This is a genomic window from Mesorhizobium sanjuanii, assembly GCF_002529485.1.
Taxonomy (GTDB): Bacteria; Pseudomonadota; Alphaproteobacteria; order Rhizobiales; family Rhizobiaceae; genus Mesorhizobium; species Mesorhizobium sanjuanii.
In genome coordinates this window covers 1-10,816 of sequence record NZ_NWQG01000082.1, presented here as the reverse complement: position 1 = coordinate 10,816, position 10,816 = coordinate 1, and the positions used below count along the sequence as shown (strand labels likewise).

Below are 10,816 nucleotides of genomic sequence, written 5' to 3'. Positions count from 1 at the left end.
CCCTTGAAGCGCTTGCGCTCGGCAACCAGGACCGAGGTTTCCATCTTGATCAGATGGCCGGTCCAGGTGACGAAGTCCGACTTGCGGACCAGCGGCCGGTCGATGCCGGGCGACGACACTTCGAGATGATACGCCTTTTCGATCGGATCATCGACATCGAGCGCCGGCGACACCGCGCGGCTGACCTCTTCGCAATCCTCGACGGTCATGGTGCCGTCCTCGCGTTCGGCCATGATCTGCAGCGTCAGCCCGTTCTGGCCCGACAGATGCACCCGCACCAGGCGGAAGCCAATGCCGCGCAGCACCGGCTGCACGATCAGCGCGATACGCGCATCGATGCCGCTTTCGCGGATGATGCGGTCGTCGGCCTGGCTTGCCGCTGCTGTCATTCGATCCTGTCGCTATCTTTTCCGTGACTGGCCGGCAGGTAATAAAAAAGAGCGGGACCGGGTGGACCCACTCTTCGTCATACCGACCAAGAATTTGAGGCTGATATAGACGATACCGGCCGGCGTTTCAAGTCTGCTTAGAAGCCCTGTGTGGGTCAGGCAGCAGATGGGTAGCCGGCAATGATACGACTGACGGAGGAGGAGACGGGCAGCCTTGCGCCTGACGCAGGGCGACCATGCAGTAACACCGCTGTGATTGGAGATGTCCCACACCTATCTATGTTGCAGTGCACAAAGAGCGCGCGGTGGCGCGCGAAAGGTTTGATATCATGAACAGCCGTAAACTGTTTTCCGCCATTGGCGACATCTTCACCACATTCGGCAGCGCCGTTGCCGCGTCGAGAGCCGTCGAAGCTGGCCGCAAGCCGCGCGCCGACGATCTGCGCAAGCTCGGCATGGATCCAGCCGCCTTCGACAGGATCGGCCGCTTCTGAGGCAGCCTGCCGCCGGCTGACGCTTGGGCCAATTGGGCGTCCAAACGTCACGCTGCGGTATTTCCGAAAAGGCGCTATTCCCTGATGAAGGTGAGATAGGCTGGCCGCCGGCCCTCGCGAATGGCCTTTGCCTCGTAACGCGTCCCCGGCCAACCCTCATAAGGCTGATGCCAGTCGGCCGCTTCGCCGGCCTGCCAAGCGAACGCATGATGCGCCCGGCAGTTGAGCAGCGTCCAGTTCACATAGCTGTCGATATCGGAGGCAAAGCGGAATTTTCCGCCAAGCTTCAGCACGCGCGCGAAACGGTCGAGATTGAGCGGACTGACGAAGCGCCGCTTCCAGTGTTTCTTCTTCGGCCATGGATCGGGATAAAGAAGGTCGATGCCGTCGAGCGAGGCTTGCGGCAGCCAGTCGAGCAGGCGCGTGGCGTCGTCATCGTAGACCCGTAGATTGGCAAGCGGCCGTTCCCTGACCGCCATCATCATCTTGGCCATGCCGTTGACGAAAGGCTCGACGCCGATAAAGCCCGTCGCCGGGGCCGCCATCGCACGATGCAACAAGTGCTCGCCGCCGCCGAAACCGATTTCGAGGTGGATCGCGCGGACATCGGCTTCGAACAGGCTGCGCAGATCGGCTGGCGGCGCCGCCGTCAATTCGAGCCTGTATGTCCTGAAGCCGGTTTCCAGTGCCGCCTGCTGTTGCGGGCGGATGGTCTTGCCGCGCCGGCGGCCGAAAAACGCTTCGGTCGCACGGCTTGGCCGGTCTTTCGGGTCCATGGGCGTCGCGGTTAGGCGGCAACCGGGTCGGCGACCGCGTCCTTGAGCGCCTTGGCCAGATCGGTCTTCTCCCAGGAGAACGACCCGTCACGGCCGGCCTTGCGGCCGAAATGGCCGTAAGATGACGTCTTGGCGTAAATCGGCTTGTTGAGATCGAGGTGGCGACGGATGCCGGACGGCGACAGGTCCATCACACTGCGCAGCGCCTGCTCGAGCCTTGCCTCATCGACCTTGCCGGTGCCGTGCAGATCGACATAGACCGACAATGGCTGGGCGACGCCGATGGCGTAGGAAAGCTGGATGGTGCAGCGGTCGGCGAGCTTGGCTGCCACGACGTTCTTGGCGAGGTAGCGCGCCGCATAGGCGGCGGAGCGGTCGACCTTTGTGGTGTCCTTGCCGGAGAAAGCACCGCCGCCATGGGGCGCCGCGCCACCATAGGTGTCGACGATGATCTTGCGGCCGGTCAGGCCGGCGTCACCATCAGGCCCGCCGATGACGAACTTGCCCGTCGGGTTGATATACCAGTTGCAATTGTCTGCGATCTTGAGATCGCCAAGCGCCTCGCGGATATAGGGTTCGACGACCTTGCGGACCTTCTGGGAATCCCAGCTCGCATCGAGATGCTGGGTGGACAGCACGATCTGCGTTGCCTCGGCCGCCTTGCCGTCGACATAGCGGACCGTGACCTGGCTCTTGGCATCCGGGCCGAGCCGGCCGGCATCGCCACTGCCCTCATGCCGCGCGGCAGCCAGCAGTTCGAGGATCTTGTGGCTGTAGTAGATCGGCGCCGGCATCAGGTCGGGCGTCTCGCGGCAGGCATAGCCGAACATGATGCCCTGATCGCCGGCCCCTTCCTCGCCCTGGCGGTCGGACGCATTGTCGACGCCCTGGCCGATATCCGGCGACTGGCCATGCAGCAGAACGTCGATCTTTGCCGTCTTCCAGTGGAACCCGGCCTGTTCGTAGCCGATTTCGCGGATGGCCTTGCGGGCGACCGATTTGAACTTCGCCGGATTGACGATCGGATGGCCGGCGGCATCCTTCAGAATGTTGCCTTCCTTGTCCTTCTTGAGCAGCGTTTCGGGGACGCGCACTTCGCCGGCGATGACGACGCGGTTCGTGGTCGCCAGCGTTTCGCAGGCGACGCGGACCTTCCAGGGATCCATGCCGGTCTTCCTGGCCTCGCGATAGACCAGATCGACGATCTCGTCGGAGATACGATCGCAAACCTTGTCGGGATGGCCCTCGGCAACGGATTCCGAGGTGAAGAAGTAGTTCTGCCGCGTCACGGGTGTCCCCTCTCGAAAAAGTATCGGCAGGCTGCCGATCCTGGCGCGCCACGTGTTAGCGGTGCCAGCCGCCGCTCGTCAAGCGGGGTCTCCGCCCCGGCGTGAATTTCGATGCCATTATCTTCGTATCCTGGACGGCTCCAGGGCGCCGCCGTCGTCCCTTGCTTTTTCACAGGTCGCAAGAAAAAGGGCTCTGGGGACGCGTGTCGAGCAAAACCGATCCCGTCTCGCGGTGTCTATGGAAGGCGAACTCCACAATGCCCGAGACCGCGGGAATTTGCGTGCCCCGCCACGACGCCCCGGTTTTTTTCGACCTTTTCAGCGGCCCGCCAGATCAATCAACTTCCCGGATCAATCAACTTCATCGACGGAAAGGGCTTTCACCAGCTCGATGATCTTGCGGCGAACCTTCACGTCGGCGATCTTGACGAAGGCCCGGTTGAGCTGGAGACCTTCCGGACTGCCGCAGAACTCGACCGCAGAAGTCATCGATGCGTCTTCGGCAAACCCGCGGTTACCCACGGCTTCCTGCCCTGGCGCGTCCTCGAAGAAGAAGGCGACGGGCACGCCGAGAATCGAGGCGATTGCCTGCAAGCGGCTGGCCCCGACGCGATTGGTCCCCTTTTCGTATTTCTGTATCTGCTGAAAGGTGATGCCGAGGTTCTCGCCAAGCTTTTCCTGACTCATTCCCAACATGTTTCGCCGAAGCCGGACACGACTTCCGACATGGATGTCGATAGGATTCGGCTTCTTCTTGTTCTCTTCTGTCATTTTTTTCCTCGCCGAATTTTTCCGGCTTTTTCTATTTTTTCTTGCCCAAACAAAACCGGCGGCAGTGCCCCAACACAACGCCACACCGACTTCGAGAAATTTCAGGCGCTTACAGTATGAGTTTCTAATGTGTCGACTGTCAATTCACCCGTAGCCTTTGCCTTACATTCAATGCGCATGCCGCAAGGGCAAGCAGCAACATGATCAGCATTCCGTTAATGCGTCTTTGGCCGGAGGAAACGATGGCTTGATTGGAAATCGGCACGCGTACATCTATGGCTCCGCGGGCGTCAATCGCCAGCGCATCGACGATGCGTCCGCGCGGATCGACCACGGCGGAAATGCCGTTATTGGCTGCGCGCAAGAGGGGCACCCCGTTCTCCACCGCACGAACCTGCGCCTGTCTGAAATGCTGGTAGGGGCCAGGCGTGTCCCCGAACCACGCATCGTTCGTGACGTTCACAATAAGCTCGGCTGACGTTGCGTCAACCGCTACCAGGTCGGGAAATATGACTTCATAGCAAATGAACGGAAGCGCGCGGATGCCGCCGGGAAGCGTGATCGGATGCCGTTCATTGCCGGCCGCGAAATTCATCGGCCCGGCAACCAGCTGCTCGAGCCCGAAGCGGCCGAGCAATCCCGCGAAAGGCAGATATTCTCCAAACGGCACCAGGTGGACCTTGTCGACGGCATCGGTGATTTCTCCCTTGTCGTCGATGGCCACCACGGAATTGTAGTACCGGGCGTCGGCACTGGACGCCGAGCCGCCTTCTTCCCGGACAACGCCGGCCAACAGCAACTGGCCGTCGCCGAGCATATCTCCCAACGCGGTCAGTGCATCGGGACGTTCGGTCAGAAGAAACGGCATGGAGGTTTCCGGCCACAGGATCAATTGCGGCTTGTCATGGCCAGGCTCGGGCGTCTTGGCCGACAGCCCCAGCAAGGTGGCAAAGATGCGGTCGCGCACCGAAGCGTCCCACTTCTCCGAGAGGTCGACGGCCGGCTGCACGATGCGGACATCGAGGCTCCGCTCGGCCGGCTTCTGCGGAGCGGCAAGCCTGACATAGCCGAAGCCGACATGGGCCGCGACTAGGCCGACAAGCAATGCGACACCCAGGCGGACATGCCGGCGCGCCGCAAGCAGGGCAGGCAGTGCGAAGACGAAGACCGCCAGCGCGTTCATGCCGACCATGCCGGTCACCGATACGCTCTGCATCAGCAAGGGCACCGGCATCGCGGCATAGCCGATTGCATTCCACGGAAAACCGGTGAACAGGAAGCCGCGCAGCCATTCCGCCAGGGCAAAACCGAAGGCCAGGGCTGCGATGCGGCCGATGTCGTTGCTCCACAGCAGCCGGGCAACCACGGTTGCGAAGCCGTAGAAAAAGGCGAGCGCCAGCGGAATTCCGACCACGGCGAAGGGAAGCGCCCAGGCGAAGCTGTCAGCCTCGACCAGAAGCGCCTGGCCGATCCACCACAGGCCGGCGAGGAAATAGCCGAAGCCGAACCACCAGCCGATGGCGAAAGCCGGCCGCAGACGCCTGAGCCAACCATCGGAAGCTTCGCCGGTCGCGCCGTCGAGCAGCCAGACCAGCAGCGGAAACGAAACGAAACAGACGGCGAAGAAATCGTAAGGGGCCTGGGCAAGAACCGCCAGCGCCCCGGCAAGGAACGCCACCAGTGCGCGCCGCCAACCCCATAGCAGAATTATCCGGCCGGCCAGGCGCTCCATGCACATTTCCCGAGTCGCGCGAATCAGGAAGCAAGATTTATCAGGGTGCGGTCTGGGCTCCAAACGGCGACGCATCGGCAAACGCGCGAAATGGGCACCGACCCGACGACCATGGCGATGCTCATCAGCATAACTGCCCTGGTGCTCAGGAATGGCTCCGTGCGTCGCGCATTGCCACTGGCGGGTGGCCGTAGGCGCGCGAATAGGCCCTGGAAAACGCGGCCGCGCTGCCGAACCCGACACGCTGCGCGACCGACTTGACCCGCCCGCCGCGCGACAACTCGCGGCAGCCGAGCGTGAGACGCCATGAGGTCAGATAGGCGGCTGGCGTCGCGCCGACCACTTTGGGGAACACGGTCATGAACCTGCTTCGCGACATCCCGCTGATCTCGGCAAGGTCCTCGATCCGCCACGGCTGCGAAGGCTGGTCATGGATGGCGACGATGGCGCGGTGGAGAGTGGGATGGGAAAGCCCGGCGAGAAGCCCGGGCCCGGTGGTGGTCCCAAGGTCGATCGCCCTCCTGAAGACCAGAAGGACGATCACCTCGCACAGGCGATCGAGCGCGACGGACCTGCCGCATCGGCTGTGCGATGCTTCGGTGACGAAGGCGACTGTGACGGCACGAAGAGTGGGAACCTCGTCGAGGGCGACGACGAGCCGTTCTGGCATCGCGTTCATGAGCGGGTTCAACAGGCCGCCAAACTGGACAGCGGCGGCAACAAGGACCCCACAGGAAGGCCGTGGCTCCGTATTGCCCCGTGCGCAGAAGTGGATCGCCTCCGCGTTTTCGTCGGAACTCCCCATGACAAGCAGATTGGCAGCCGCATCTTCTGCATGGGATGGGATAAGGGTCACCGAAAGATCGAACGTCTGGAAAAAGGCAGACAATCGGTCGGGCCGAGCAGATGGTAGACTTTCGATCATGTTTTCTGGATATGTCATCTCTCAAAATGTGACATGGGTGGAGACACAGGTCAATCAACGGTGCAGGCCGCGCGGCTTGCCCGCGAAAGGAATAGCGATGCTCGTACCCCGCCAGGCCGCTCCCGAGTTGGTGGTCGAAACACTCGACCATGGGCGCTTTGATCTCGCCGCCGAAAAGCCGGCCCGCATGGCCCTGGTCTGCTTCTATCGCGGTCTGCACTGTCCGATCTGCACAAGCTACCTCAAGGAACTCGAGCGTCAGACCCCGGCCTTCGCCGACCGCGGCGTCACCACCATTGCGATCAGTTCGGATGGAGAGACGCGCGCACGCCAGATGGCCGAGAAGATCGGCGCTGCGAACCTGCGGATCGGCTACGGCCTGGCATTGAACGAAGCCCGCAAATGGGGCCTCTACATCTCGACCTCACGCGGAAAGACATCGATAGGCATCGAGGAGCCTTCGTTGTTCTCCGAACCTGGCTTGTTTCTGGTGAGGCCTGATCAGTCGATCTACTACCTCTCGGTTCAGTCGATGCCTTTCGTCCGGCCCAATTTCGCGGAAATGGTCCAGGCGTTGGACTTCATCATCAAGAACGACTATCCGGCGAGAGGTGAGTACACCGGCGCCTTGTAGGCAAAAATCCTGACACTCCCGAGAAATCTCCTAGCACTGATTTCGCCCTTGCAAATTCGATCCATCAGTCTTCGCCGTCGCGTGACAAAAATGCGTTCAGCCGCTCCAGGACGAGATCCGGGGCTTCGAGCTGAGGCAAGTGACCGACGCCGGGCAGTGTTTCGAACGATGCCTGCGGGATCAGCGCATGAAGCGCTTTGCCTCGCTCCAGCGGGATCCATGGATCGTCCCTTCCCCAGATTATCTTTACCGGACACCTGATATTCCCGAACGCCGGCTCGACTTCGGCGGTGTATTTTTCGTCGGCTTGCGCGAATTGCCGATAGAAGCTTGCTCGCCCCTCCTCGGCAAGCCACGGCTCGACAAGTTTCTCGAAATCTCCGGAATCGATGTCATTTACGATCGCCCCCTTGATATAAGCCTCCACGACCGCTCTGTGGATATGCGGCGGCAGGCCCAGAAAGGCGTCCACATGGCGACCGACATGATCGAAGAACTCCGATCCCCAGGGGCGCATGGCGACGACATTCATCAGGACGTAGCGCTCGAAGTCGCAGCCATGCAGCAAATGCGCCCGCAGCGTCGTCGCGCCACCCATGTCGTGGGCAACGACCATAGGCTGCTCAAGGCGCCAGTGCGCGAGCATCTCGGCGAATACTTTTCCTTGCACATCGAGTGAGGTGCGCTGCTCCGCGGCTTTGCCGGATCGCCCGTATCCGGGCATATCGTACCAATGGACGCGATAGCGCCTTGCAAGGTCTGGAACAATCCGATGCCATGAGAACGAAGACCACGGCCAGCCATGGGCCAGCACGAGTGCGGGCCCGCTGCCAGATCGACCCGCCGCCACAGCACCCGCGGATGTTTCCACGGTCTCATCGAGTTTCCACGACATCAGATATTCTCCTGGAACACCGGCCTCAAAGATGAAAAACCGGTTTTGGGGGAAAATCCAATGCTCAAACAAAGCTGGTGTTCAGCCGTCCATACGAACTGGTTCGCAACCATATCGTTCGAGAACGCTCCCCATTGCTGAAATTCGGACCGAGACGCTATCGGTGCCAGCCTTCGATCCGCAGATCGGCCAGCCGCTCGGCCTCCTCGCGTGGAATGGAGCGTAGGGTCTGGGAAAAGGTCCAGACGTGACCTTCGGGATCGCGCGCCCTGTACTGCCGTTCACCGTAGAACTGGTCGGCAGGCGCCTGGACGATCTCGGCTCCCGCTGCCCTTGCACGATCGCAGTGGGCATCTATGCCCTCCTTGAGGCGCACATAGACCGACTGCGTGTTCTTGCCGCCGACCGAAGCTGGACTGGCGACATGATCGGCCCATTCGGAGTCGACGATGATATAGCCGTCACCGAACCGCATCTCGGAATGGACGAGCCTGCCGTGGGCATCGCTGACCACCATGCCCGGCTCGAAGCCGAAGGCCTTCTCAAGCCAGATCAATGCGGCGCGCGGATCCTTGTAGAATATGCCGGAGCCCAAGGTTGAGTGCTTGAACGGATCGTCGACCGTCATCGGGCGGCGGCGCTTCCTCAGGCCTGTTCGGCGCGGGCGGCGCGGCGGCGGCGCTCGCTCTTCTGGGTCTCCACGATGCGCACGCGCTTGACCCGGCGCGGATCGGCATCCAGCACATGGAATTCGAAGCCAGGTATGGCCTGCACCACCTCGCCGCGGGCCGGAACGCGGCCAAGCGTGTTGAAGATCATGCCGCCGATGGTGTCGACATATTCGCCATGCTCGCCGGCGGCGAAATCCTCGCCGATCATCTTGGTCACATCATCGATTTCGGCCTTGCCATCGACAACGAACACGCCCTCGCCGGTCTGGGTGATCATCGGCTCGTCGTCGTCATGCTCGTCCTCGATGTCGCCGACGACCATCTCGACGATGTCCTCCAGCGAAGCGAGGCCGTCGGTGCCGCCATATTCATCGATGACCAGCGCCATCTGGGTGCGTGTCGTCTGCATGCGCGCCATGAGATCGGAGGCGAGCATGGACGGCGGCACGAACAGCACCGGGCGGATCAGGTTGAGGTCGCCGATGGTGCGTGCGAGATCGACCTTGGCGAGATCGAGAACCGTGGCGACCGGCGTCTTCCTGGTCGTCCTGCCCTTCTTGACGCGGGCGATCTTGGTGATATGGGCCAGCACGTCGCGGATGTGGACCATGCCGCGCGGGTCGTCGAGCGTCTCGGAATAGACCGGCATGCGGGAATGGCCCGACTGCTCGAACAACCCCAGAAGATCGCCGAGCGTCGTGGTGATCTCGACCGCCTCGATGTCGGCGCGCGGCACCATGACGTCCTCGACGCGCACTTCGCGCAAGCGCAGGATGTTGTTGAGCATTGCCCGCTCGCCGGGCGAGAAAGATTCCGCATCGCTCGTCGTCTCGGCGAGAGCGCCGGCGATCTCCTCGCGCAGGCTGGTGCCGTTGCGCTGCCTGAACAGGCCGAGCACGCGATCGAACAGGGAAGGACCGGCAGGCGATGGCTCGCTGGCGATGCTGCCGGTCGTGGTACTCGGACTCGAGCCCTCTTCCGCCGTTTCGGAAGGCTTGGTCGCACTGCCGGCGTCGGGGCGGGCGGCAGTTTCTGGTTTGTCGTTCATCGTCGTCCGGTCAATTGGTCTTTTTAGTTACGCGTAGGGATCGGGAATGGCAAGCCTCGCAAGTGCTGAGCGCTCGATCGCTTCCATCTCCTCGGCTTCGGTGTCGGTCTCGTGATCGTAGCCCAGCAAGTGCAGAAGGCCGTGGATGACGAGATGGGTGATATGGTTGTCCAGGGGCTTGTCTTCCAGTGCCGCTTCCCGCGCCACCGTCTCGGCGGCGAGCACGATGTCGCCCAGCATCGGCGGCAGCGGACCGCCCTTGGCAAAAGGAAAAGCCGGGAAGGACAGGACGTTGGTCGGCTTGTCCTTGCCGCGCCAGTTGGCGTTGAGACCGCGGATATGGGCGTCGTCGGAAAAAACGATGCTGAGTTCGGAATGCCCGGCCACGCCGGTTTCGGCAAAGGCGGCCAGCACGCCGCGATCGACCAACCGCGTCAGCGCCGCCTCGTCGGGCCAATCTCCCGCTTCGACCGAGATATCGATGTCGACGGGAACCGAAAAATCCCCGTCGCCGGACTTTCTGTCTTCAGCCATGCGGCCGCATCGTCACATCAGCTCTCGGCGTCCAGGCCACGCGCCAGCTTGCCGTCGCGATCGTAGGCCTTGACGATCTCGGCGACCAGCGGGTGCCTGACGACATCGCCTTCGTTGAAGCGCACCGTCACCATGCCAGTGACCCCGTCAAGGATTCTCAGCGCCTCGACCAGACCCGACTTGGTGTTTGGCGGCAGGTCGATCTGGGTTGGATCGCCGGTCACGATCATGCGGGAATTCTCGCCGAGCCGGGTCAGGAACATCTTCATCTGCATCGGCGTGGTGTTCTGCGCCTCGTCGAGGATGACGGCGGCGTGCGCCAGCGTGCGGCCACGCATGAAGGCCAATGGCGCGATCTCGATCACCTCGGCGGCGATCGCGCGCTCGACCTTGTCGGCCGGCATCATGTCGTAAAGCGCGTCATAGAGCGGCCGCAGATAGGGATCGACCTTCTCTTTCATGTCGCCAGGCAGGAAGCCAAGCCGTTCGCCGGCCTCGACGGCGGGGCGCGACAACACGATGCGCTCGACCATGCCGCGTTCGAGCAGCATGGCCGCGTGCGCCACCGCCAGGAAGGTCTTGCCGGTGCCGGCGGGGCCGATGCCGAAGACAAGCTCGGACCGCTCCAGTGCGCGCATATAGGCGTCCTGGTTGAGCG

Annotated in this window: 13 protein-coding genes; 2 read left to right on the top strand and 11 right to left on the bottom strand. The window is 62.3% G+C overall.

Features of this window, described 5'->3' with window-relative positions; genetic code table 11:
• A partial coding sequence (gene rimP / locus CN311_RS14095; RefSeq protein ID WP_097574354.1) for a ribosome maturation factor RimP occupies positions 1–389 on the bottom strand: 389 nt, incomplete at its 3' end.
• Positions 390–718: 329 nt separating this feature from the next.
• On the opposite strand from rimP, the gene CN311_RS14090 reads away from it, so the two are divergent.
• On the top strand, positions 719–883 hold the full coding sequence (locus tag CN311_RS14090) for a hypothetical protein (RefSeq protein WP_097574357.1): 165 nt from the start codon (positions 719–721) through the stop codon (positions 881–883).
• Positions 884–957: 74 nt separating this feature from the next.
• Here CN311_RS14090 and trmB read toward each other — a convergent pair whose 3' ends face one another.
• The 5 genes from trmB to CN311_RS14065 all read right to left on the bottom strand — a co-directional run bounded on the left by trmB (position 958) and on the right by CN311_RS14065 (position 6,256).
• Positions 958–1,659 (bottom strand): tRNA (guanine(46)-N(7))-methyltransferase TrmB, encoded by a 702-nt coding sequence (gene trmB, locus CN311_RS14085; protein ID WP_097574353.1) that lies wholly within the window; start codon positions 1,657–1,659, stop codon positions 958–960.
• An 11-nt stretch (positions 1,660–1,670) separates the two neighbouring features.
• On the bottom strand, positions 1,671–2,948 hold the full coding sequence (gene metK, locus CN311_RS14080; protein ID WP_097574352.1) for a methionine adenosyltransferase: 1,278 nt from the start codon (positions 2,946–2,948) through the stop codon (positions 1,671–1,673).
• Positions 2,949–3,299: 351 nt separating this feature from the next.
• Positions 3,300–3,719, bottom strand: coding sequence for a helix-turn-helix domain-containing protein (locus tag CN311_RS14075; RefSeq protein WP_097574350.1), 420 nt, complete (start codon positions 3,717–3,719; stop codon positions 3,300–3,302).
• Between the two features lie 139 nt (positions 3,720–3,858).
• On the bottom strand, positions 3,859–5,451 hold the full coding sequence (gene lnt, locus CN311_RS14070; RefSeq protein WP_097574349.1) for an apolipoprotein N-acyltransferase: 1,593 nt from the start codon (positions 5,449–5,451) through the stop codon (positions 3,859–3,861).
• A 145-nt stretch (positions 5,452–5,596) separates the two neighbouring features.
• The gene (locus CN311_RS14065; protein ID WP_245440827.1) at positions 5,597–6,256 is read right to left on the bottom strand and encodes a helix-turn-helix transcriptional regulator; all 660 of its coding nucleotides are present in this window, start codon (positions 6,254–6,256) and stop codon (positions 5,597–5,599) included.
• Positions 6,257–6,473: 217 nt separating this feature from the next.
• Here CN311_RS14065 and CN311_RS14060 point away from each other — a divergent pair, with 217 nt between their 5' ends.
• Positions 6,474–7,010, top strand: coding sequence for a peroxiredoxin-like family protein (locus tag CN311_RS14060; RefSeq protein WP_097574347.1), 537 nt, complete (start codon positions 6,474–6,476; stop codon positions 7,008–7,010).
• 64 nt (positions 7,011–7,074) lie between these two features.
• Here the strand turns inward: CN311_RS14060 and CN311_RS14055 are convergent, their stop codons facing one another.
• From CN311_RS14055 to CN311_RS14035, 5 genes are all read right to left on the bottom strand, one after another.
• Positions 7,075–7,905 carry an alpha/beta fold hydrolase gene (locus CN311_RS14055; RefSeq protein ID WP_097574346.1) on the bottom strand — a complete coding sequence of 277 codons (831 nt, stop codon included), beginning with the start codon at positions 7,903–7,905 and terminating at the stop codon, positions 7,075–7,077.
• Between the two features lie 157 nt (positions 7,906–8,062).
• Positions 8,063–8,533: a VOC family protein gene (locus CN311_RS14050; protein WP_097574344.1), complete on the bottom strand. Its 471-nt coding sequence runs from the start codon at positions 8,531–8,533 to the stop codon at positions 8,063–8,065.
• 17 nt (positions 8,534–8,550) lie between these two features.
• Positions 8,551–9,624, bottom strand: coding sequence for a hemolysin family protein (locus CN311_RS14045; RefSeq protein ID WP_097574343.1), 1,074 nt, complete (start codon positions 9,622–9,624; stop codon positions 8,551–8,553).
• A 27-nt stretch (positions 9,625–9,651) separates the two neighbouring features.
• A complete protein-coding gene (ybeY, locus tag CN311_RS14040) occupies positions 9,652–10,158 on the bottom strand; it encodes an rRNA maturation RNase YbeY (protein WP_097574341.1) in 507 nt (168 codons plus the stop codon).
• 17 nt (positions 10,159–10,175) lie between these two features.
• Positions 10,176–10,816, bottom strand: a 641-nt coding sequence (locus CN311_RS14035; protein WP_133117176.1) for a PhoH family protein, incomplete at its 5' end; no start/stop codon positions are given.

Coding starts and splice junctions, on each gene's coding strand:
- CN311_RS14060 (WP_097574347.1), top strand. CDS start 6,474: ATGCTCGTACCCCGCCAGGCCGCTCCCGAGTTGGTGGTCGAAACACTC.
- CN311_RS14045 (WP_097574343.1), bottom strand. CDS start 9,624: ATGAACGACAAACCAGAAACTGCCGCCCGCCCCGACGCCGGCAGTGCG.
- CN311_RS14090 (WP_097574357.1), top strand. CDS start 719: ATGAACAGCCGTAAACTGTTTTCCGCCATTGGCGACATCTTCACCACA.
- ybeY (WP_097574341.1), bottom strand. CDS start 10,158: ATGGCTGAAGACAGAAAGTCCGGCGACGGGGATTTTTCGGTTCCCGTC.
- lnt (WP_097574349.1), bottom strand. CDS start 5,451: ATGGAGCGCCTGGCCGGCCGGATAATTCTGCTATGGGGTTGGCGGCGC.
- CN311_RS14065 (WP_245440827.1), bottom strand. CDS start 6,256: ATGGGGAGTTCCGACGAAAACGCGGAGGCGATCCACTTCTGCGCACGG.
- CN311_RS14075 (WP_097574350.1), bottom strand. CDS start 3,719: ATGACAGAAGAGAACAAGAAGAAGCCGAATCCTATCGACATCCATGTC.
- trmB (WP_097574353.1), bottom strand. CDS start 1,659: ATGGACCCGAAAGACCGGCCAAGCCGTGCGACCGAAGCGTTTTTCGGC.
- CN311_RS14055 (WP_097574346.1), bottom strand. CDS start 7,905: ATGTCGTGGAAACTCGATGAGACCGTGGAAACATCCGCGGGTGCTGTG.
- CN311_RS14050 (WP_097574344.1), bottom strand. CDS start 8,533: ATGACGGTCGACGATCCGTTCAAGCACTCAACCTTGGGCTCCGGCATA.